Origin of the sequence: Pseudomonas sp. BNK-45 (assembly GCF_047456255.1) — a bacterium.
GTDB lineage: Bacteria > Pseudomonadota > Gammaproteobacteria > Pseudomonadales > Pseudomonadaceae > Aquipseudomonas.
This window is the reverse complement of record NZ_CP179909.1, coordinates 5,236,230-5,258,159: the sequence shown is the minus strand read 5'-3', so window position 1 is coordinate 5,258,159 and position 21,930 is coordinate 5,236,230. Positions and strand designations below refer to the sequence as shown.

Genomic DNA, 21,930 nt, shown 5'->3' with positions numbered 1-21,930 from the left:
CGGACGAATCAGCCCATGCTGCAGGTACAAGGCGTCTTCAAGAGTTACCCCACGCCCCAGGGCCCGCTGGCGGTGCTGCAGGGCGTGGACCTGCAGCTGCGGCACGGCAGCAGCCTGGCGCTGATGGGCGAGTCGGGCAGTGGCAAGAGCACCTTGCTGCACCTGATCGCCGGGCTCGACCGGGTCGACGCCGGCAGCATCCGCATCGGCGGGCAGCACCTGGAGCAGATGACCGAGGGCCAGCGCGCCGACTGGCGACGCACTGAAGTGGGCCTGGTGTTCCAGCAGTTCAACCTGATCAGCAGCCTGCGGGTGGAAGACAACCTGAGCTTCCAGGCGCGCCTGGCCGGGCGCCTCGATCCGCTGTGGCAGGCGCAGCTGGTGGCGCGCCTGGGCCTGGGGGACCTGCTGCGGCGCTATCCGGAGCAGCTCTCCGGCGGACAGCAGCAACGGGTTGCCCTGGGCCGGGCCCTGGCGGCGAAACCCGGGTTGCTGCTGGCGGACGAACCCACCGGCAGCCTCGACGAGGCCACCAGCGACGAGGTGCTGGATTTGCTCCTGGAGCTGTTGGCCGACAGCCCCACCAGCCTGTTGATGGTCACCCACAGCCAGCGGGTGGCCAGCCGCCTGCAACAGACGGTGGTGCTGCATCGCGGCCGTCTGGCCGACCCGGTCGGGGTTTGAGATGCGGGTCTTGGTGACGGCCCTGCAGGCGTTGCTGAGTCATTGGCGCCAGCATCCGGTGCAGTTCTTCAGCGTGCTCACCGGGCTGTGGCTGGCCACCAGCCTGTTGACCGGCGTGCTGGCCCTCAACAGTCAGGCCCGGGACAGTTATGCGCGGGCCAGCCAGCTGATCGGCGGCGAGCCCCAGGCCAGCCTGAGCAGCCCCAGTGGAGCCAGTGTCGCCCAGCAATGGTTCGTCGACCTGCGTCGTGCCGGCTGGCCGGTGTCGCCGGTGCTGCAGGGGCGCCTGCAGGTGCCGGGACATGACGACCTGTCCCTGCAAGTGCTGGGCATCGAGCCGTTGTCGCTGCCTGCCGGTGCCGCGGTGGCCGGGCAGACGCTGGCGTTGCAGCAGAGGGTCGAATTCATCAGCCCGCCGGGGGTGACCTGGGTGGCGCCGCAGACCCTGGCCAGCCTGGGCTGGCAACCGGGCGAGCAACCCTCGGCACTCAACGGCCAGCGCTTGCCGCCGCTGCGGGGGCAGGCGGACATGGCCCCGGGCGTGTTGTTGATGGACATCGGCTTTGCCCAGCAGGTGCTGGGCCAGCCCGGGCAGTTGAGCCGGCTGTTGCTGCCCAAGGCGTTTGCCGCCAGCGCGCCGCCGTTGCCCGAGGCCCTGAGGGGGCAACTGGTGTTGCGCCAGGGGCAGGCACAGAGCGATCTGGCGCGCCTGACCGAGAGCTTTCACCTGAACCTGGATGCCCTGGGGTTCCTGTCCTTCGTGGTCGGGCTGTTTATCGTGCATGCCGCCATCGGCCTGGCCCTGGAACAGCGGCGTGGCTTGCTGCGCACCTTGCGGGCCTGCGGGGTCAGTGCGCGCGTGCTGATCCTCTGCCTGAGCGTCGAACTGGGCGGCTTGGCGCTGCTGGGCGGAGTGGCGGGGGTGGTCAGCGGCTACCTGCTGGCCGGTGTGTTGCTGCCGGACGTGGCCGCCAGCCTGCGGGGCTTGTACGGCGCGCAAGTGGCGGGGCAGTTGAGCCTGAGTCCCGGGTGGTGGTTCAGCGGTATCGGCCTGAGTCTGTTGGGCGCCTTGCTGGCCGGTGGCGCCAGCCTGTTGCGGGCGGCGCGCCTGCCGCTGCTGGCCCTGGCCAATCCCCAGGCCTGGCACCAGGCCCATGCCCGCTGGTTGCGGCGCCAGGGCTGGATCGCTTGCCTGGCCTTGCTGGTGGCGCTGCTGGCGTGGCGCTGGGGCGACAGTCTGGGCAGTGGGTTCGTGCTGATGGCGGCCTTGCTGCTGGCGGCCGCCCTGGGCCTGCCGGTGCTGCTCAACGCGGTGCTGGGCGGTTTGCTGGGGCGCAGCCGCGGGGTGTTGGCGCAGTGGTTTCTCGCCGATTGCCGGCAGCAGTTGCCAGCCCTGAGCCTGGCCTTGATGGCCTTGCTCCTGGCCCTGGCGGCGAACATCGGCGCCAGCAGCATGACCGCCGGTTTTCGCCAGACCTTCACTGACTGGCTGGAGCAGCGCTTGAGCGCCGAGCTCTACGTCAATCCGCAATCCCCCGAGCAGGCCCGGCAACTGCGCGACTGGCTGGCGCAGCAGCCCCAGGTGACGGCGCTGTTGCCCAGCTGGCAAGTGACGTTGCAGATCCAGGGCTGGCCGGCGGACCTGTACGGGGTGGTCGAGCATGACAGCTACCGTGAGCACTGGCCGTTGCTGGAGGCGGCGGGCGCCGATCCCTGGGCGCAATTGGCGAGCCAGGACAGCCTGATGCTCAGCGAGCAGTTGGCCCGGCGGCTCAGGCTGCGGGTCGGCGATCGCCTGGAACTGCCGGTGCCGCAAGGGCAGTGGGCACCGCAGGTGGTGGGGATCTACGCCGATTACGGCAATCCTCGGGGGCACCTGCTGGTGAACGTCGAGCACCTGCTGCGGCACTGGCCGGACCTGACGCCAAACCGTTTCAACCTGCGCCTTGCGCCAGCGGCGGTGCCGGCGCTGATCGGCGAGATGCAACGGCAATTTCACCTGGATGACAGTCGGGTCATCGATCAGGCCCGGCTCAAGGGCTGGTCGCAACAGGTCTTCGAACGCACCTTTGCCGCCACCGCGGCCCTCAACAGTCTGACCCTGGGGGTGTCCGGGGTGGCGTTGTTCATCAGCCTGCTGACCCAGAGCCAGAGCCGCCTGGGCCAGTTGGCGCCACTCTGGGCCCTGGGTGTGGCGCGGCGTCAGTTGCTGCTGCTGAACCTGGCCCAGACCTGGCTGCTGGCCTTGCTCACCCTGGTCCTGGCGCTGCCCTTGGGCATCGTCCTGGCCTGGTGCCTGGACAGCGTGATCAATGTCCAGGCCTTTGGCTGGCGCCTGCCGTTGCGGGTGTTTCCCGGGCAGTTGCTGCAATTGCTGGGGCTGGCGATGCTGGCGACCCTGCTGGCTTCGGCCTGGCCGCTGCTTCGCCTGTACCGTGCGCAACCGGCGGATCTGCTGAGGAGCTTTGCCCATGAAGACTGAGCCCGTGTGCCGCGGCCTGCTTGCGCTGTGGTTGGTGTTGTCCTTGGCCGGTTGCGACCAGGACGCCGCGGCGCCCCAGGGGTTTGCCGGGCTGGGCAATGAGGCCGCGGCCTTCGCCCCGGTGCTGCCGGGGCGCAGGTTCAGCTTTCCTGCCGATCATGGTCCCCACGACGGTTTTCGCATCGAGTGGTGGTACCTCACCGCCGACCTCAAGGACGCGGAGGGGCGCCGCTTCGGTGTGCAGTGGACGCTGTTTCGCAGCGCCTTGCGCGCCGCGCCGGAGCAGCCCGGCTGGAGTGCGCCGCTGGTCTGGCTGGGGCACGCGGCGGCCACTTCGGCCAGCAGCCATCATGCCGCCGAGCGTTATGCCCGGGGCGGGGTGGGGCAGGCCGGGGTCACGGCACAGCCGTTCCAGGCCTGGATCGATGACTGGCGCTTCGACAGTCTGTCCGGCGGCGACAATCCCCTGGCACGGATGCAGGTGCAGGCCAGCGGACCGGGGTTTGCCTATCGGTTGCAACTGTCCAGCAGCCGGCCCCTGGTGCTGCAGGGCGAGGGTGGCTACAGCCGCAAATCCGATCAGGGGCAGGCGTCCTATTACTACAGCCAGCCGTTTTTCCAGGCCACGGGTCAGTTGCAGATCGATGGCCAGCGTTACGAGGTCAGCGGCCCGGCCTGGCTCGACCGGGAGTGGAGCAGCCAGCCCCTGGCGGCCGACCAGAGCGGTTGGGACTGGTTTTCCCTGCATCTGGACAGCGGCGAGCGGCTGATGCTGTTCCGGGTCCGGCAGGACGGTCACGCGCCCTATATCACCGGCACCTGGATCAATGCCGACGGCAGCACCCAGAGCCTGGGACGGGAGCAGATCCGCATGACGGCGCTGGACACTGCCCTGGTCGAGGGACGGCGCCTGCCGATCGCCTGGCAATTGAGCATCCCCGACAAGGGGCTGGACATCAGGACACGGGCCTTGAATCCCCAGTCCTGGATGCAACTGAGCATTCCCTACTGGGAAGGGCCGGTCACGCTGGAGGGCAGCCACGGCGGCAGCGGCTATCTGGAGATGACCGGCTATTGAGGGTGGCCGGCTCGCACCGGCGCGGCGGGTGGCAGTGCCGATCGCTGCAGTTTTATTCAGATTCGGCCCACGGACATTCCCGGGTAGTTGCACTAGAATGCCAAGCGTTCGCCCGGTGCAAGGGCTCTTTACCGGTGCATGGATTGCCAAGGCCAGAGCACTGGGCGGACACCTTTCCCTGTCGCGCTCGGCGATGTTCCTGCTTCATCCTTCCTTGCTTCCTTGCTTCCTTGCTTCCTTGCTTCCTTGCGCCTTCTTCGGTTACGCCCGAGCGACGCTCAAAGTGCCAGCGGTTGCAGACTCACCTGACGGGCCAGCAGGCTGACGAATCCCGGCCGTGGCGGGGTGCGTCCCTGCACGCTCAGCAGGACGATGGAGGCGCCCATGGCCAGGGCCGCGCCACCGTCCTCGTCCACCTGGAGCAATTGCCCGGTGATGTGCAGTCCGTCCTTGTCCCGAGCCATTCGCGGCTCAGGCCCGGTGCCGACCCACAGGTTGTGCTGCCAGCGGAACTCATCCTCCAGACTCAGCTCCACCTCGTGCTCCTGGGCAACCTGGGGCGGGGCTCCCAGCCATTGGCCCCGGCCTTCACCGAAAGCACAGCTGAAGTCGACCCACAATGCTGACGACGGGTCGCTGTGGAGGGCGGTGAGAGTGATGCGCATGTCAGGTGTTTCCGTTGTCGAGGGGCAAGGGCGCGCGGTCCATGGACCGTTCAGGCGACAAGGCTGCAGGGAGCGGCAGCGCCTGGCAAGTTGCCCGAGGCTTTTTATTGCGCTGTTGCACGGCTGGGGCACAGAATCCCCCCCGGCCCGACCGGGCCGCCGGTGAACGGGCCATGTGCTGGAGATTAGGGATTGATCTGGTTGAAGCGTTTTCTGATGGCGATGGGCGGGCTGGTGCTGGTGCTGATTGCACTTTACGTGGCCTTGATGGACTTCACCAACGCGCCGGCCCGTGGGCTGGCCGAGCACCCCAATGCCCAGTGGCAGGGCGCGGCCGATGGTGGGCATTACATTGAAATCACCCGCGCCGAGCCGCCTTATTACTTTGTGCAGGTGCGTTATGAAAGTGGTCAGTTGTGGGATGAGGGCTGGCTTAAATATGAAGGGCGCGACGGTGAAACTTTGAGTGCCAATGAAGTACTCGCATTCGACGGCGATGGGGTGATCTACCTGCAATTGCGCAAAGTGCTGAGCGCGGATAAGTCGGCGGCCCATTGACGGCGCTCGGTGCGGCAGGGGTGAGCGAGCCAGGCGGGGCGGCGCGATTAATACCACTTGTTGCATAAAACCAAATACAACTGTGCAAGAAGTTGCGCATAAGAACTTAAATATATTTGTATTAGAGGTTTATCAATCTATATAAGAAATATCCTATATTTTTGCCTGGGGTGTTCCGTTAGGGTTTTGCCACCTGAATGGATATCCGGTAGTTCCAGTGCGCACTTTGTTTCCCACCTTTGTCAGACTTTTCTTCAAAGAGCGTAATCAGCGCTTTTGTCTGAGCGGCGTGGCGGGCATGGAAAGTGGCCAGCCATGAGCTACTCCCGCAAGTTGTATTCCCATCACCTCAATCTCGCCCAGTCCCCTGTGCACGAGCACAGTTTCGCCGGCGAAGACGTACGCTTCTCCAACGAGTACGAAGCCCTGGAAAACGAGCTGGGCAAAGCCCAGTCGCTGCATGCCAACGGTCAGATCGACTGGCTGAAGGTCCAGGAGCAAAGCGAAGCCCTGTTGCGTCATCAATCCAAGGATCTGCGGGTCGCCGCCTGGCTGACCTGGGCCCTGCATCAGCGTGAGTCTTTCCCAGGCCTGCTGGCGGGCCTGGGGCTGTTGCGCCACCTGTGCGAACACCATTGGGAGCAGGTGCATCCGGCCAAGCCGCGCACCCGTGCCGCGGCGGTCGCCTGGCTGGTGCCGCGCCTGCAGGAAGCCCTCGACGACGATGTGCCGATCAAGGAGCAGTTGCCGCTGTTCCGCCGCCTGGTGGAGCAGATCCAGGGGCTGGACGGCATCCTGACCGGGCACCTGGGGGACGAAGCGCCCTTGCTGCTGCCCATCTGCCGGCGTCTGCAGGGCATGGTCACCCGGGCCGCGGACCAGCAGCCGGAACCCGGCGCCGTGGGCAGCGTGGTGGCTCAGGTCAAGCAGGCAGCGGCGCAGCTGTTCACCCCCGGTTCACCCATCGATAACGAAAAGGATGCGCACAAGGCCCTGCGTGCCCAGCAGGACAACGCCCGGCCGCTGTGCGCCTGGTGGCTGCGGCAGAAGGCCACTGATCAACGGGCCCTGCGCCTCAATCGCACCCTGATGTGGCTGGCCATCGATGCGGTGCCCGAGCGCAATGCCGAGCAGGTCACTGCCTTGCGCGGGCTGCCGGCGGACAAGCTGCGTCACTACCAGGAACGTTTCGCCCAGGGCCAGTACGCCGATCTGCTGGTGGAGCTGGAAGCGAGTCTGGCCCGGGCGCCGTTCTGGTTCGACGGTCAGCGCATGGTCTGGGAGTGCCTGCAGGAGCTCAATGCCGAGTCGGCCATGCGCGAGGTGGAGTTCCATTTCGCCCTGCTGCTGCAACGCCTGCCCGGGCTGATCGAGCTGCGTTTCCATGACGGCGTGGCCTTTGCCGATCCGGCCACCCGCGCCTGGGTCAGCGCCCAGGTCCTGCCCCATCTGCAAAGTGCCGACGTGCCGCGCAAGGTCGAAGCGGACAGCCAGCTGCCGGCCTGGGAAGAGGCCCTGGAGGAGGTCCTGCCGATCCTGCGCAAGGACGGCCTCAAGGCCGCGGTGCAGGTGCTCAAGCAGGGACTGCAGAACGCCCAGGGTGGGCGGGTGCGGTTCTTCTGGCAGTTGAGCCTGGCGCGCCTGTGTTTCACGGCCAAGAAGTACGAACTGGCCAAGACCCAGCTGGAGACTCTCGACCAGCAGCTGCAGCACTCGGGCCTGCAGGCCTGGGAGCCGCAGCTGGCGCTGGAGGTACTGCAGCTGCTGCACAACTGCTGCGAGCTGTTGCCGCAAAACCACGCGGTGCGCGAACGCAAGGAAGAGGTTTATCGCAGGCTGTGCCATCTCGATCTCGAGGTGGTACTCGAATAGGCCCCAGGGCCAACAACCCAAGGAGAAGTGTCATGGCCAAAGAAGGCTCTGTAGCCCCCAAGGAACGGATCAACGTCACGTTCAAGCCCGCCACCGGCGGCGCCCAGGAAGAGATCGAACTGCCGTTGAAACTGCTGGCGATCGGCGATTACACCCAGCGCCTGGACGAGCGCAAGGTCGAGGATCGCAAACCCATCAGCATCGACAAGATGACCTTTGACGAGGTCCTGGCCAAGCAGGAACTGCGCCTGACCCTGAGCGTGCCCAATCGCCTGCAGGACGACGGCGGCAGCGACGAGCTGGCGGTGCAATTGCGGGTTGATTCGATGAAGGACTTCAATCCCGCAAGCCTGGTGGAGCAGGTTCCGGAGCTGAAGAAACTCATGGAGCTGCGCGACGCCCTGGTGGCGCTCAAGGGGCCGCTGGGCAACGCGCCGGCCTTTCGCAAAGCCATCGAAGGCGTGCTGGCCGATGACCAGTCCCGGGACCGGGTCCTGGGTGAACTGGGTCTGAACGCCGCCCCCGCCCTGCAAGACTGAGCCCTCAACCGCCAAGGAAGCTAGAACATGAGTAGCAGTGCCGCACAGCAGAAGCACCAGGACAGCAGTGAATACAGCATTCTCGACAGCATCATCGCCGAGACGCGCCTGACCCCGGATGACGAGGCCTATGACATCGCCAAGCGCGGGGTCTCGGCCTTTATCGAAGAGTTGCTGAAACCGCAGAACAGCGGCGAGCCGGTGAAGAAGGCCATGGTCGATCGGATGATTGCCGAGATCGACGCCAAGCTCAGCCAGCAGATGGACGAGATCCTCCACCATCCCGACTTCCAGTCGCTGGAGTCGGCCTGGCGTGGCCTGCAGTTGCTGGTGGACCGGACCAATTTCCGCGAGAACATCAAGATCGAGATCCTCAACGTCTCCAAGCAGGACCTGCTGGACGACTTCGAGGACTCTCCGGAAGTGATGCAGGCCGGCCTCTACAAACACATCTACACCGCTGAATACGGCCAGTTCGGTGGCCAGCCGGTGGGGGCCATCATCGCCAACTACTTCATGTCCCCCAGCTCGCCGGACGTGAAGCTGATGCAGTACGTGTCCAGCGTGGCCTGCATGTCCCACGCGCCGTTCATTGCCGCGGCGGGGCCGAAGTTCTTCGGCCTGGAAAGCTTTACCGGGCTGCCGGACCTCAAGGACCTGAAGGACCACTTCGAAGGCCCGCAATTTGCCAAGTGGCAGAGCTTCCGCCAGTCCGAGGATGCGCGCTACATCGGCCTGACCCTGCCGCGTTTCCTGCTGCGCAATCCTTACGATCCGGAAGAAAACCCGGTGAAATCCTTCGTCTACAAGGAAAACGTTGCCAACAGTCACGAAGACTACCTGTGGGGCAACACCGCCTACGCCTTCGGCACCCGCCTGACCGACAGCTTCGCCAAGTTCCGCTGGTGCCCGAACATCATCGGCCCGCAGAGCGGCGGCGCGGTGGAGGACCTGCCCCTGCACCACTTCGAGAGCATGGGCGAGATCGAAACCAAGATCCCCACCGAGGTCCTGGTATCCGACCGGCGCGAGTACGAGCTGGCGGAGGAGGGCTTCATCTCCCTGACCATGCGCAAGGGCAGCGACAACGCCGCGTTCTTCTCCGCCAGTTCGGTGCAGAAACCCAAGTTCTTCGGCATCAGCGCCGAGGGCAAGGCGGCGGAGCTCAACTACAAGCTCGGCACCCAGCTGCCCTACATGATGATCGTCAACCGCCTGGCCCATTACCTGAAGGTGCTGCAGCGCGAGCAACTGGGCTCCTGGAAGGAACGCACCGACCTGGAGCTGGAACTCAACAAGTGGATCCGCCAGTACGTGGCCGACCAGGAGAACCCCAGCAGCGAAGTGCGTGGCCGGCGTCCGCTGCGTGCGGCGCAGATCATCGTCAGCGACGTCGAGGGCGAGCCGGGCTGGTACCGGGTCAGCCTCAACGTGCGGCCGCATTTCAAGTACATGGGGGCGGACTTCACCCTGTCGCTGGTGGGCAAGCTGGACAAGGAATAGGGCAGGAGCCGAGCCATGCGTCGATACGGCAGCCTTTTCGAACGCCTCGGTGGCGAGGCCGAACAGCGCGTCGGCTGGAGTCGCGAAGTGGCCGCCATGGCGTCGGTGGCTGCCCATCTGGCGAAGATGCTCAGCACCCGGGCGGGCAGTGTGCAGACACTGTCCGACTACGGGCTGCCGGATCTCAACGACATGCGCCTGAGCCTGCACGACGCGTTGAGTCAGGCGCGAGAGGCCATCGAAGGCTTTATCGAGACCTATGAGCCCAGGCTGTCCAACGTGCGAGTCAAGCCACTGCCTCGGGACCACGATCCCCTCAAGCTGGCCTTCAGCATCGAAGGCCTGCTGGAGGTGGAAGGGGTCAGGCGCCAGGTGAGCTTCGCCGCGCGGCTGGATGGCAGCGGGCAGGTACGGATCAAGTAAGGAGTGAACAAGGATGTCTGGAAAACCTGCGGCACGGCTCAGCGACCCAACGGCCTGTCCGATTCCCGGGCATGGGGTCAATCCCATCGCCAGTGGCTCGGCGGATGTGCTGTTCGACGGTCTGCCGGCGGCTCGCCAAGGTGATGTGTCGGCCTGTGGCGGTGCCCTGAGCGGCGCCTTGAGCAGCACCGTGTTCATCAATGGTCGGCCAGCCGCCACCCTGGGGTCGCTGGGCAGTCATGGCAACACGGTGATAGGCGGATCAGGGACGGTGATCATTGGCGATACCCATGTCCCGGCACCGTTTGTGGCGCCGTTGCCTTTGGTTATCGCTGGTGAATTCAATCAATTTTTTGAATTCAGGACTGCGAGCGGAAAGGTCGTTAAGGATCTGCAGTTTTTCATTCGTTCTGAAAGTGGAATTGAAAAAAGTGGTACGACTTCAACGGGTGTTTCGAGCAGCATTTCGACTGGAGGAAAGTCGGAGGTTCTCACCGTACTGGTTTCCGCGGGGTGACAGATGTGAAGACAGTCGTTGTTGTCGACGGTGTTAATTATGTCTTTTTGACGGAGAAAGGGACTACAAAACTAAAGCTGGAAGCAGTAACAACCGAAGCAACAGATGTTGCGGGTGTGCAACTAAAGCTGCCAGATATCTGGGTGGTCACGAGAAAGAATGGAACTCCCATTTTCGGTTTGAAGCCTAAGCCCGGCGATAAAGCGTTCCGTATATTGACGGCAGAGAAGTTATACGAGGAGAAAGTTCAATGGTTTGAACCATTGGCCCGTTATTACAGGCAGTTGGTCTGGTTGAATCCAGAGTCAATCCGAAAAGGCGCAGATGCATATTTTGCCTACAAGCATGTCACCTGGGGAAAGCTCATAAAGTTTGCCATTGTTGATCGATTGTCGATCAGTTTTCACAGTTTGCTTCCAGGGGACTGGAAAAAGTCTGATGAGGGAGGGGACGGATATCTGTTAGTCCTGATCCAGGGACAACCTTATTGGACTGACGGTGTTGGGCAGATTCCCTATGCGGTTAACACATTCAGGAAATACTGGAGAGAGACTCGGAACAAGGACTTTGCTATCAGAAAAACAGGAGAGATAGGAATTGAGTGGGGAAGCGGCAAAGTCTACGAGCCCGCGGAAACAGGGCCTGGAGACGTTTACGACAATTTCATGATCTTGAGGGGAGCCTTGTGGGCATCTGAAAATTTCAGACTTGAAGTAAAACAGCACACCATTCTTGATCGAGGCATTCCTTATGAAATAGAGACAACAAACGCAGTGTATGCGCCCACGTCAAGGACTAGGCTGACTCGCTCTATTTCACAGTCTGATATAGACAGGTATGGAGTTTGGCAGGGATGAGTGTCAGGCAAGGTCTGGGCGTTGGTGTACACCTTTTGTTTTGTGTGATTTATATATTTTTGCATGACTGTCTTGTCGGTATTTATGTTTCGTTTTATGGAGGGTTTACGTCCCGAGGTATCGCTATCGCCATGACCAGTGGCTTGATGTTTTACCTCTTTGCTTTCATGAATTTTGTAGTTTTTTGTATTTCAGGTTTCAAGTGGAAGCTTGTGGCGATTTTTTTGTTGATGATTTCGATATTTTTTTATTTTTATCCGCGTTATCCCGTGCGCGCGATCGTGTATTCGCTACTTGAGGGAGGGTTGATCATGTTGGCGGTTTTTCTCCGGGTCTGGCTGGAAAAGTGGTTGCTTAAAGTTGGGCGCTGAAATCATCAGTCGTTGGGTATCTGAATTTCTGCGCCATTGTCCGGCTGTAGAACGCGGTCGTTTTACGGTTTCAAGTAACACGCGTCGAATCTGAGCAATGACCTCAGTCAGGGTTTTCATGTGCTCGCCCCTTCAACAGTGATCCCAGGCAGGTAAACCATGTCCTTCAACCACTACTACCAAAGCGAACTCACCGCGCTGCGCCAGTTGGGGCGGCGTTTCGCCGAGCGTAGTCCGGCCCTGGCTCCGTTTCTCGGGCAGGCCGGGCGGGACCCGGATGTGGAGCGGTTGCTGGAGGGCTTTGCCTTTCTCACCGGGCGTTTGCGGCAGAAGCTCGATGACGAGCTGCCGGAGCTCAGCCATTCGTTGATGCATCTGTTGTGGCCCAACTACATGCGGCCGTTGCCGGCGTTCAGCATCCTGCAGTTCGATCCGTTGCAACGTTCGGGGCCGGCGGTCGGCGTGCCTCGGGACACGCCGGTGGAAAGCCGGCCGATCAACGAGGTGCACTGCCGGTTCCGTACCTGCTACCCCACCGAAGTGCTGCCCCTGGCGCTGGACGGACTGACCTATTCGGTCAAGGGCGATGGGGCCTTGCTCAGTTTGCGCCTGGAGATGACCTGCGACGGGCATCTGGGCGAGTTGGAGCTGGGGCGCCTGCGCCTGCATCTGGCCGGTGAGCGCTACATCAGCCAGATGCTCTACCTGAGCCTGTTGCGCAACCTGGCCGGGATCGAGCTGGTGCCGCTGCGTGCCAGTGGCGAGCCGTTGCGCGCAGCCAACGGCGATCCGCTGGCGTTGCGGATCCCGGGCAACAAGGTGCAGCCGGTGGGCTTTGCCGAGGAAGAGGCGTTGATTCCCTATCCGCTGAACACCTTCCGCGGCTACCGCTACCTGCAGGAGTATTTCTCCTTCCAGGACAAGTTCCTGTTTGTCGACCTCGGCGGCCTGGAGGTGTTGCGGACGCTGCCGGAGGACAGCCTCAAGCAGGTGTGCGGCCTGGAGCTGCGCTTCGATATCCGCAAGAGCGGTATCCAGCGCCTGCGGCCGACCCTGGACAACGTCAAGCTGTACTGCACGCCCATCGTCAATCTGTTCAAGCACGACGCGCTGCCGATCCGCCTCGACGGCAAGCAGGACGAGTACCTGCTGCTGCCGGCGGAATACGACCTGGAAAACTGCGGGGTGTTCTCGGTGGATTCAGTCACCGGCTGGGCGCCGGGCGGGGTGGGCTACCAGGACTATGTGCCGTTCGAGTCCTTCGAGCACGACCCCAGTTTCGACGTGCCCCAGAGCCGTCCGCACTACAGCATCCGCCAGCGTTCATCCCTGCTCCACGATGGCCTGGACACCTACCTGAGCTTCGCCATCCGCCACACCGAGGCCCAGGAAACCCTGTCCATTGAGCTGACCTGCACCAACCAGAACCTGCCCCGTCAGCTCAAGCTCGGCGACATCGATCAGCCTTGCGAGGACACCCCGGACTTTCTGCGCTTTCGCAACATCACCGCAGCCACGTCCAGCTACGCGCCGCCGCTGAGTCGCGACTTCCTGTGGAAGCTGATCAGCAACATGTCCCTCAACTACCTGTCCCTGGCCAACGTCGATGCGCTCAAGGTGATTCTCGAAACCTACGACCTGCCGCGCTACTACGACCAGCACGCCGAGCGGGTCAGCAAACGTTTGCTGGGGGGGCTCAAGTCGATTCGTCACGAACACGTCGACCGCCTGCACCGCGGCCTGCCGCTGCGGGGCCTGCGCACCGAGCTGACTATCGACCCGCAAGGCTATATCGGTGAAGGCGACCTGTTCATCTTCGCTTCCGTGCTCAACGAGTTTTTCGCTCTTTACGCCAGCCTCAATTCGTACCACGAGCTGCGGGTAAACAGTACACAAGGAGAGGTGTACCAATGGACGCCACGCATGGGGCTACAGCCCCTGCTTTAAGCGAGCTGTCCCGAGGCATACGGGAGTACTCGCTGTTCCAGGCGGTGATGCTGGTGGTCGATCGACTGCGCGAGGCTCACCCCCAGATGAACGACGACGAGCTCTACGATCAGCTGGAGTTCCAGGCCAACCCGAGCCTGGGATTTCCCGGCAGCGATGTCGATCGCGTGGAGTTCTTCGAAGAGCACGGACTGTTGCATGCGCGCCTGCGCCTGAACCTGATCGGCCTGTTCGGCTCCGGCTCGCCGCTGCCGGCCTTCTATGGCGAGCAGGCCCTGGGCGACACCGAGGAGGGCAACCCGACCCGGCATTTTCTCGATCTGTTCCACCATCGCCTGCAGCGGCTGATGCTGCCGATCTGGCGCAAGTACCGCTATCGCGCGAGCTTCTCCAGCGGTGCCCTGGATCCGTTCTCCAGCCAGTTGTTCGCCTTGATCGGCCTGGGCGGCGTGGAGATTCGCCAGGCCCGGGAACTGAACTGGAAACGCCTGCTGCCCTACCTCGGGCTCTTGAGCCTGCGGGCCCACTCGGCGGCGCTGATCGAGGCGGTGCTGCGTTACTACTTCAAGCATGCGCAGCTGGTGATCGAGCAGTGCATCGAGCGTCGGGTGCAGATTCTCGACGAGCAGCGCAACCGCCTGGGCCTGGGCAACAGCGTGCTCGGCGAGGACCTGGTGCTGGGGGAGCGGGTGCGCGATCGCAGCGGCAAGTTCCGCATCCACATCCGCGAGCTCGACTGGCAGCGCTTCCATGAATTCCTGCCGATCGGCTTCGGCTATCAACCGCTTTGCGCCCTGGTGCGTTTCACCTTGCGCGACCCGTTGGACTACGACATCCGCCTGGTACTGCGCCAGGAGGAAATCCGTGAACTGTGCATCGGCGAGCAGAACGCTTGCCGCCTGGGCTGGACCAGCTGGCTGGGACGTGAACGCGCCGATGGCGTGGTGACCCTGGGCAGCCTCTCTCATTAAGGACGAGACCGATGATCAACGTCGATTTGCAACAACTGATCCAGGCACTGGATGCCGATACCCGCCGCGACCTGGAGCGCTGCGCCGAGCGTTGCGTGGCCCGTGGCGGCAGCAAGATCCTGGTGGAGGACCTGCTGCTGGAACTGCTGGAGCGGCCCCAGGGGCTGCTCGCCCGGGCCCTGCAGGATGCCGGGATCGAGGCCGCCGAGCTGGTGGCGGTGCTGCAACCGGGTACCGAGCACAGCGCTTCACGCAACCCGGTGTTTGCACCGGAGCTGGTGCAATGGCTGCAAGACGCCTTGCTGGTGGCCAGCCTGGAACTGGGGCAGACCCAGGTGCAGCAGGCGGCGTTGCTCCTGGCCTTGCTGCGCAACCCGCTGCGCTATGCCGGCAGCCGCTACCAGCCGTTGCTGGCACGGCTCAACAGTCAGCGCCTGAAGGACTTCGCCCTGGCCCAGCAGGGGGATCCCGGGGCCCCGGGCCAGCCGCTGGCCGGCGGCGAATCGCTGTTGCAGCGCTTTACCCACAACCTCACCCAGCAGGCCCGGGACGGCCGGCTCGCCCCGGTGCTGTGCCGCGACGAAGCGCTGCGCCAGATGGTGGATATCCTCGCCCGGCGGCGCAAGAACAACCCGATCATTGTCGGCGAAGCCGGGGTCGGCAAGACCGCGGTGGTGGAGGGGCTGGCGTCGCGCATTGTCGCCGGTGAAGTGCCCCAGGCGTTGCAGGGCGTCGAGTTGCTGGTCCTGGACATGGGCTTGCTGCAGGCCGGGGCCAGCGTCAAGGGCGAGTTCGAGCGCCGGCTCAAAGGGGTGATCGATGAGGTCAAGGCCGCGCCTCAGCCGATCATCGTGTTCATCGACGAGGCCCATACCCTGATCGGGGCCGGTGGCAACGCCGGCGGTGGCGACGCCGCCAACCTGCTCAAGCCGGCCCTGGCCCGGGGCGAGCTGCGCACCATCGCCGCCACCACCTGGAGCGAGTACAAGAAATACTTCGAAAAGGACCCGGCCCTGGCCCGGCGTTTCCAGCCGGTGCAGTTGCATGAGCCCAGCGTCGACGAGGCGGTGACCATCCTGCGCGGCCTGGCCCCGATCTATGAAAAGAGCCACGGCATTTACCTGCGCGATGACGCGGTGGTGGCGGCAGCGCAGTTGTCGGCCCGCTACCTGGCGGGTCGGCAGTTGCCGGACAAGGCCGTCGACGTCCTGGATACCGCCTGCGCCCGGGTGCGCATCAGCCTCGCCGCGGCGCCGCAAAGCCTGGAACGCTTGCGCGCCGAACTGGCGGAAGGCGCTCGCCAGCGCCAGGCCCTGCGCCGCGATGCCGAGGCCGGGCTGGACATCGACCAAGAGGCTTTGCAGCGTCTGGAGCAACGCTTGCAGGATGCCGAGCGCGAGCAACTGGCCCTGGAGCAGCGCTGGATCGAGCAGCGCCAGCAGGCCGAGCGCCTGCTCGCCCTGCGCCAGGAACTGGCCCGGGCGCGGGAAGCGCTGGTGGCCACTTCCGAGGACCGGCAAGCGCCGGCTGAGGATGCCCGGGACAGCGAGCCGCAGGCGCACCTGCAGGCGTTGCAGGCCGAGCTGGTGGCGGTCCACGGCGCGCTCAGCAACGCCCAGGCCGAGGAGCGCCTGGTGAGTTTCGAGGTGTGCCCGCGGTTGGTGGCGCAAGTGATCAGCGCCTGGACCGGTGTGCCCCAGGAGCAACTGGCCCGGGAGCACAACGCCCGGGTCGCCAGTTTCGCCGACGATCTGCGGGCGCGGATCCGCGGCCAGGAGCAGGCGGTGCAGGCCCTCGACCGTTGCATGCGCGCGGTCGCCGCGGGCCTGAACCAGCCCGACGCGCCGGTGGGGGTGTTCCTGCTGGTGGGCCCCAGCGGTGTCGGCAAGACGGAAACCGCCCTGGCCCTGGCGGACCTGCTGTACGGCGGCGAGCGCTTCCTGACCACCATCAACATGTCCGAGTTTCAGGAGAAACACAGCCTCTCGCGGCTGATCGGCGCGCCGCCGGGTTACGTCGGTTACGGCGAGGGCGGCATGCTCACCGAAGCGGTACGCCAGAAACCCTATTCGGTGGTGCTGCTGGACGAGGTGGAGAAGGCCGATCCGGACGTGCTCAACCTGTTCTACCAGATCTTCGACAAGGGCCTGGCCAACGATGGCGAAGGGCGCGCGATCGATTTTCGCAACACCCTGATCCTGATGACCTCGAACCTCGCCAGCGAACGCATCGACGCCCTGTGCCAGGGCTCGCAGCGTCCCAGCACTGAGGACCTGGAGCGGGCGATCCGCCCGGTCCTCAGCGCCCACTTCAAGCCGGCGCTGCTGGCCCGCATGCGGGTGGTGCCGTTCTACCCGGTGGACGCTGCGGTGCTGCGGGAGCTGATCGAGATCAAGCTGCAGCGCCTGGGCCAGCGCCTGGCGCGCCGGCACTTGCAGTTCAGTCATTGCCAGCAGTTGGTGACGCAACTGGCCCGGCGCTGCGGGCAGAGCGACAGCGGTGCACGGCTGATCGACCACCTGCTGGAAGCGCATCTGCTGCCCCGGGTGGCCGATCGTTTACTGCAGGCCATGGCCAGCGGCGAGTCCCTCGTGCAGGTGCACGCCACGGTGGATGGCGACGGCGGCGTGGTCTGCGAGTTTGCTTGAGGGCACCCGGATGTTTACCCAGATTGCCCAACCGCTGGCCTATGCCGAATCCCTGCTGGGGATGTACTGCGAGCTGGCCCGGAGCGGCGACGAGGCCAGCCTGCTGGCGGACTTCGTGGCTGCCGTCGCCCGGCTCAGCGGTTGCCAGTTGACCCAGCTGTACCTGTTGGACGCCACCCACACCCGCCTGGAGCTTTGCGCCGAATGCCTGAGCGACGCCACACGGCCGCGGCCAGTGGCCGAGCTGCCGGCGGACTACAACGGCGAGCAGCTGTTGCAGTTCTCGCTGTGCCAGGACCGCGTGCTGTTCCTCGCCGACCTGGGCAGTGGCCTGTACCAGACCGACTTCCTGCCGGAGGCGGGCGGTGCCTGGCGCTCGCTGCTGTGCGTGCCCCTGGCCAGCCCCCAGGGCGCGGTGCAAGGGCTGCTGCTGTGCGCCAGCCGCGGGCCTGCCCGGTTGCAGGGATTCGCCGGCTCGTTGCGCCTGTCGGGCAGCTTCCTGCTGGCCCAGCGCAGCCTGCGGCAACACTGGCGGCGCGCGGCGGCCACGTTGCCGACCGAGCCCGAGGCCCCGCGCCGGGCCGGCGACTATGGGCTGATCGGCAGCAGCCCGGCCATGCGCCAGACCTGTCAGCTGATCAGCAAGGTGCTGCACAGCCCCTACACGGTGCTGCTCCAGGGCGAGACCGGCACCGGCAAGGAGGTGGTGGCGCGGGCCATCCACGATTACGGTCCGCGCCGCTCGCGGCCCTTTATCGTGCAGAACTGCGCGGCTTTGCCCGAGCACTTGCTGGAGAGCGAATTGTTCGGCTATCGCAAAGGCGCGTTCACCGGCGCCGACAGCGATCGCATTGGCCTGTTCGAGGCGGCGCAGGGCGGCACGCTGCTGCTGGATGAAATCGGCGATATGCCGCTGGTGCTGCAGGCCAAGTTGCTGCGGGTGTTGCAGGAAAGCGAAATCCGCCCCTTGGGCAGCAACGAGCCGCGCCAGATCGATGTGCGCATCATCGCTGCCACCCACCGCGACTTGCCGACCCTGGTGAGCAGCGGCGAGTTTCGCGAGGACCTCTATTACCGCCTCGGCCAGTTCCCCATCGAACTGCCACCCCTGCGCCAGCGTGCGGGGGATGTGGCGCAACTGGCGCGCTACTTCTGCGACAAGACCTGCGCCTTTCTCCAGCGCGAAGCGCTGCAGTGGTCCGACTCGGCGCTGCAACTGCTTGGCGGCTACGCCTTTCCCGGCAACGTGCGCGAGCTCAAGGGCCTGGTGGAGCGGGCGGTGCTGCTGTGCGAAGGCCACGAGCTGCTGCCCGAGCACTTGCTGCTGCAGCGCGCGGCGCCGGAGGGCTCGCCGACCCTGAACCTGCGGCTGCGCATGGAGCAGATCGAGCGCGGCCTGTTGCTGGAGTGCCTGCACAAGCACGGCGGCAATCGCACCCACGCCGCCCGCGAGCTGGGCATGTCGCGGCGGGCCCTGCATTACCGCCTGGCGCGCTTGCAGATCCAGCCCCTGGAACCCGAGGCGTCCTGCTCATGAGCGCCCTGTGGCTGTGCTTGTCGCTGACCGGCGGCGCCCGATTGCTTGGGCGCCGCGCCCCTTACCTTGATCCGGAGAACCGCTGATGTCCGTTCGTCCCTGGCCCCTTGTCCTGCTGTTGCTGGTGGTTTTCGGCCACCTGGGCGCTTGCAGCGGCAATTACAAATTCAATGACCCCAGCTACCGCCCGCTAGGTGACCCGCAGACGGTCAACCGCGGCAAGTGAGCGCAAGGAGCAGCACCATGGAACTGGTTTTTGAAATGCTCGACAGCCCTCAGCGCCTGCCGGCCGCAAGCGTCAGCAAGACCTTCGGGCGGGGCGGGGGACGGATCGGCCGCGGCGCCGATTGCCACTGGGTGATTCCCGACCGCCAGCGGCACCTGTCCAACCATCACGCGCAGGTCAGCTATCGGGACGGGGCGTTCTTCCTTACCGATACCAGCAGCAACGGCATCGTCCTCAAGGACAGCGGCGCGCGCCTGCCCAAGGGCACGCCGCTGCGCATCGAGCAGGGCAGCACCTATGTGCTGGGGGGTTTCGTGATGCGCGCGCGGCTGATGCCGGCGAGCGCGCCCCTGGCGCTGGACGTCGGCCGGCCGCTGGCCGCGGGCAGCATCATTCCCGATGACGCCTTTCTCGATCCGGACCCGCTCAAGGCCCTGGCGATGGAGGAGCAGGGCGAGCTGACGGACGATCCTCTGGCGCTGCTCGACAGCCCGCCCCAGGCCCTGGAGCCCTTCGCCGACTACGCACGGATCGACACCGAGCACCTGCTGGTGCCCGAGCTGGTGGCGCCCACGCCGCTCCCGCCAGCGAGCCCGGTATCGCCGCTCCAGGGCCCTGGGGAGTCGTTCTGGGAGCAGTTTGCCGAGGCCCTGGGCGTTGAACTCAAGGACCTCGATCCGCCGGCCCGGGAGGCCCTGGCGCTCAAGGCGGCGCGCCTGCTCAAGCAGAGTGTTGCCAGCTTGCAGCAGAGCCTGCGCACCCGTAGCGAACTGAAGAACGAACTGCGCCTGGGCCAGACCCAGGTCCAGAGCGCCGGCAAGAACCCGCTGCGCTTTGCCCCGGACGCCGGCGAGGCCCTTGAGCGGCTGCTGCTGGACGACAAGCCCGGGCAGTTGTCCGGGCCCCAGGCCATTGCCCGGGCCTTCGGCGATTTGCAGGCGCATCAGGTGGCTTTGCTCGCCGCCAGCCGGGCCGCACTGCGCAGCACCCTGGAGCACTTCTCGCCGCAGCAGTTGACCCTGCGTTTCGAGCGCGACGGCAAGCGCCCCTGGCTGGCCACCGCCGGGCGTCACTGGCGGGCCTATACCCGCTACCACCAGAACCTGCGCCTGGACGACTGGAGCGAACGCCTGCTGGCCCGGGACTTTGCCCAGGCCTACGAGGAGCAGCACCGGCTGATTTCCACCCTCAACACCCACGCTCACCAAGGATGATCCCCATGCTTCGCTGCAAGGTTTTGTTGATGCGCGCCGCGACCCTGCTGGCGTTGTCGCTGCTCGGCGCCTGCGCCTCGATGTCGCCGTATTCGAGCCTGACCAAGCTCGACCTCAGGCTCAGCGCCAGTGACCAGTTGAACCCCGACCTCAACGGCCGGCCGTCGCCCATCGTGGTGCGGCTGCTGGAGCTCAAGCACCCGGTGGCCTTTGAAAACGCCGATTTCTTCAGCCTCTACGAGCGGGCCAAGGAGTCCCTGGCCCCGGACCTGGTGGCCAGCGAGGAACTGGAACTGCGCCCCGGGCAGAGCCTGGAGCTCAAGCTCAGCGTCGAGCGTGACAGCCGTTATGTCGGGGTGTTGGCGGCCTACCGCGACCTGCCGGAAACCCGCTGGCGCTATGTGATTCCGATCACCGCGATGGAGGTCACCCGCAGTGAGCTGATCCTCGACCAGGCGGGCATTCGCAACCGTCTGCAACCTCTGGCCCGGGCGGATGAACAGCCATGAACGAACATAAAGTCATCTGGCAGGAAGGCATGTTGCTGCGGCCCCAGCACTTCCAGCACAACGACCGCTATTTCGACCATCAGCTCAAGACCCGCACCCAGTTGCTGGGCAGCTACACCTGGGGCTTTCTCGGCCTGGAGATCGACCTGCAGTACCTGAACATGGGCAAGCTGGTGATCAGCCGGGCCTCGGGGATCCTGCCGGACGGCAGCCTGTTCGCCCTCGGGGAGAGCAGCGAGCCCCTGGCCCTGGACGTGCCGGCCAACACCGGCAAGACCTCGGTGTACCTGGCGCTGCCCCTGGTCACCGGCAACCACATCGAAGCCCGGCGCGCCGAGCAGTCCGATGTGCTGGCGCGCTACATCACCTACGAAGCGCAGATCGCCGACTCCAATGCCGACGACGACTCCAGCAGCCAGATCAGCTGCGGGCGACCGGACTTCCGCCTGTTGCTGGGGGAGCAGCAAAGCGACCAGGCCTACGTCAAGCTCAAGGTCTGCGAGGTGCAGGGCAGCAACGCCGAAGGGGTGATCAACCTCGATCAGGAGTTCTTCCCGACCTTCATCCAGACCCACGCCTCGGCCTACCTGCTGTCGTGCCTGAAGGAGGTGATCAGCATGCTCGCCCACCGTGGCGACACCATCGCCGAGCGCATCCGCTCCAATGGCAAGGTCGGTGGCGCCGAGGTCGGCGATTTCATGATGCTGCAGTTGATCAACCGCAGCGAAGTGGTGCTGCGCCACTACCTGGACCTGGAGCAGGTGCACCCGGAGGAGCTGTATCGCACCTTGCTCGGCATGCTGGGCGACCTGTCGACCTTCTCCAGCGAGAGCAAGCGCCCGCGCCTGGACACCCGCTACCAGCACAGCGACCAGGGGGCGAGTTTTCGCAGCCTGATGGACGCCATCCGCCAGGTGCTGTCCATGGTCCTGGAGCAGCACGCCATGGAGTTGGCCTTGCAGGAGCGCCAGTACGGCATCCTGGTGGCGGCCCTGCACGATCACTCGTTGCTGGAGTCGGCCTCCTTCGTCCTGGCCGCCAGCGCCAACTGCGACGCCGAAGAGCTGCGGCATCGCCTGCCGGCGCACCTCAAGGTCGGCCCGGTGGAGAACATCCGCCAGTTGGTCAACCTGCACCTGCCGGGGATCAAGGTCAAACCGCTCTCGGTGGCGCCGCGCCAGATCCCGTTCCACTCCAGCAAGACCTATTTCATCCTCGAATTCAGCCCCCAGGAGCTGACCCAACTGGAACGCTCCGGGGGCTTTGCCTTCCACGTTTCCGGGGAGTTCTCCGAGCTTGAGCTGAAATTCTGGGCCATCAGGAACTGAC

20 protein-coding genes are annotated in these 21,930 nt (G+C 64.8%); 19 read left to right on the top strand and 1 reads right to left on the bottom strand.

Annotated features, from left to right (window positions below; translation table 11 throughout):
• The first annotated feature begins 15 nt into the window (after positions 1 to 15).
• Genes ACMGG8_RS23650 through ACMGG8_RS23640 form a run of 3 tightly spaced genes read left to right on the top strand, consistent with a single transcriptional unit; the run spans position 16 to position 4,244 of the window.
• On the top strand, positions 16 to 684 hold the full coding sequence (locus ACMGG8_RS23650; protein WP_414158553.1) for an ABC transporter ATP-binding protein: 669 nt from the start codon (positions 16 to 18) through the stop codon (positions 682 to 684).
• Position 685: 1 nt separating this feature from the next.
• A complete protein-coding gene (locus ACMGG8_RS23645; protein ID WP_414158552.1) occupies positions 686 to 3,166 on the top strand; it encodes an FtsX-like permease family protein in 2,481 nt (826 codons plus the stop codon).
• Positions 3,156 to 4,244, top strand: a complete 1,089-nt coding sequence (locus tag ACMGG8_RS23640) for a lipocalin-like domain-containing protein (RefSeq protein WP_060838531.1) — start codon at positions 3,156 to 3,158, stop codon at positions 4,242 to 4,244. The genes ACMGG8_RS23645 and ACMGG8_RS23640 overlap by 11 nt, the downstream gene beginning before the upstream one ends.
• Positions 4,245 to 4,522: 278 nt before the next feature.
• On the opposite strand, the gene ACMGG8_RS23635 is transcribed toward ACMGG8_RS23640, so the two are convergent.
• A complete protein-coding gene (locus ACMGG8_RS23635) occupies positions 4,523 to 4,909 on the bottom strand; it encodes a hypothetical protein (protein WP_414158551.1) in 387 nt (128 codons plus the stop codon).
• Positions 4,910 to 5,101: 192 nt separating this feature from the next.
• Between ACMGG8_RS23635 and ACMGG8_RS23630 the strand changes: the two genes are divergently transcribed.
• From ACMGG8_RS23630 to tssK, 16 genes are all read left to right on the top strand, one after another.
• Positions 5,102 to 5,467, top strand: coding sequence for a hypothetical protein (locus ACMGG8_RS23630; protein WP_414158550.1), 366 nt, complete (start codon positions 5,102 to 5,104; stop codon positions 5,465 to 5,467).
• 315 nt (positions 5,468 to 5,782) lie between these two features.
• On the top strand, positions 5,783 to 7,339 hold the full coding sequence (gene tssA, locus ACMGG8_RS23625) for a type VI secretion system protein TssA (RefSeq protein ID WP_414158549.1): 1,557 nt from the start codon (positions 5,783 to 5,785) through the stop codon (positions 7,337 to 7,339).
• A gap of 32 nt (positions 7,340 to 7,371) precedes the next feature.
• The gene (gene tssB, locus ACMGG8_RS23620; protein ID WP_016965108.1) at positions 7,372 to 7,878 is read left to right on the top strand and encodes a type VI secretion system contractile sheath small subunit; all 507 of its coding nucleotides are present in this window, start codon (positions 7,372 to 7,374) and stop codon (positions 7,876 to 7,878) included.
• A gap of 27 nt (positions 7,879 to 7,905) precedes the next feature.
• Positions 7,906 to 9,381: a type VI secretion system contractile sheath large subunit gene (gene tssC / locus ACMGG8_RS23615; protein WP_016965107.1), complete on the top strand. Its 1,476-nt coding sequence runs from the start codon at positions 7,906 to 7,908 to the stop codon at positions 9,379 to 9,381.
• 15 nt (positions 9,382 to 9,396) lie between these two features.
• The gene (gene tssE / locus ACMGG8_RS23610) at positions 9,397 to 9,804 is read left to right on the top strand and encodes a type VI secretion system baseplate subunit TssE (protein ID WP_060843086.1); all 408 of its coding nucleotides are present in this window, start codon (positions 9,397 to 9,399) and stop codon (positions 9,802 to 9,804) included.
• 13 nt (positions 9,805 to 9,817) lie between these two features.
• Positions 9,818 to 10,321 (top strand): PAAR domain-containing protein, encoded by a 504-nt coding sequence (locus tag ACMGG8_RS23605; protein WP_414158548.1) that lies wholly within the window; start codon positions 9,818 to 9,820, stop codon positions 10,319 to 10,321.
• A gap of 5 nt (positions 10,322 to 10,326) precedes the next feature.
• Positions 10,327 to 11,178, top strand: coding sequence for a hypothetical protein (locus tag ACMGG8_RS23600; RefSeq protein WP_414158547.1), 852 nt, complete (start codon positions 10,327 to 10,329; stop codon positions 11,176 to 11,178).
• Positions 11,175 to 11,549 carry a hypothetical protein gene (locus ACMGG8_RS23595; RefSeq protein ID WP_414158546.1) on the top strand — a complete coding sequence of 125 codons (375 nt, stop codon included), beginning with the start codon at positions 11,175 to 11,177 and terminating at the stop codon, positions 11,547 to 11,549. The genes ACMGG8_RS23600 and ACMGG8_RS23595 overlap by 4 nt, the downstream gene beginning before the upstream one ends.
• Positions 11,550 to 11,708: 159 nt before the next feature.
• Positions 11,709 to 13,496 (top strand): type VI secretion system baseplate subunit TssF, encoded by a 1,788-nt coding sequence (tssF, locus tag ACMGG8_RS23590; protein ID WP_414158545.1) that lies wholly within the window; start codon positions 11,709 to 11,711, stop codon positions 13,494 to 13,496.
• Positions 13,460 to 14,467 (top strand): type VI secretion system baseplate subunit TssG, encoded by a 1,008-nt coding sequence (gene tssG, locus ACMGG8_RS23585; protein ID WP_414158544.1) that lies wholly within the window; start codon positions 13,460 to 13,462, stop codon positions 14,465 to 14,467. The genes tssF and tssG overlap by 37 nt, the downstream gene beginning before the upstream one ends.
• Positions 14,468 to 14,478: 11 nt before the next feature.
• Positions 14,479 to 17,115, top strand: coding sequence for a type VI secretion system ATPase TssH (gene tssH / locus ACMGG8_RS23580; RefSeq protein ID WP_414158543.1), 2,637 nt, complete (start codon positions 14,479 to 14,481; stop codon positions 17,113 to 17,115).
• A gap of 10 nt (positions 17,116 to 17,125) precedes the next feature.
• Positions 17,126 to 18,652, top strand: coding sequence for a sigma-54 interaction domain-containing protein (locus ACMGG8_RS23575; protein ID WP_414158542.1), 1,527 nt, complete (start codon positions 17,126 to 17,128; stop codon positions 18,650 to 18,652).
• An 85-nt stretch (positions 18,653 to 18,737) separates the two neighbouring features.
• Complete coding sequence (locus ACMGG8_RS23570) at positions 18,738 to 18,878, top strand: hypothetical protein (protein WP_047303353.1); 141 nt, start codon at positions 18,738 to 18,740, stop codon at positions 18,876 to 18,878.
• A gap of 17 nt (positions 18,879 to 18,895) precedes the next feature.
• Positions 18,896 to 20,092, top strand: a complete 1,197-nt coding sequence (gene tagH, locus ACMGG8_RS23565) for a type VI secretion system-associated FHA domain protein TagH (protein WP_414158541.1) — start codon at positions 18,896 to 18,898, stop codon at positions 20,090 to 20,092.
• Positions 20,093 to 20,097: 5 nt separating this feature from the next.
• Positions 20,098 to 20,601 carry a type VI secretion system lipoprotein TssJ gene (gene tssJ / locus ACMGG8_RS23560; protein ID WP_060843097.1) on the top strand — a complete coding sequence of 168 codons (504 nt, stop codon included), beginning with the start codon at positions 20,098 to 20,100 and terminating at the stop codon, positions 20,599 to 20,601.
• Positions 20,598 to 21,929: a type VI secretion system baseplate subunit TssK gene (tssK, locus tag ACMGG8_RS23555; RefSeq protein ID WP_016964839.1), complete on the top strand. Its 1,332-nt coding sequence runs from the start codon at positions 20,598 to 20,600 to the stop codon at positions 21,927 to 21,929. The genes tssJ and tssK overlap by 4 nt, the downstream gene beginning before the upstream one ends.
• Position 21,930: the final 1 nt, after the last annotated feature.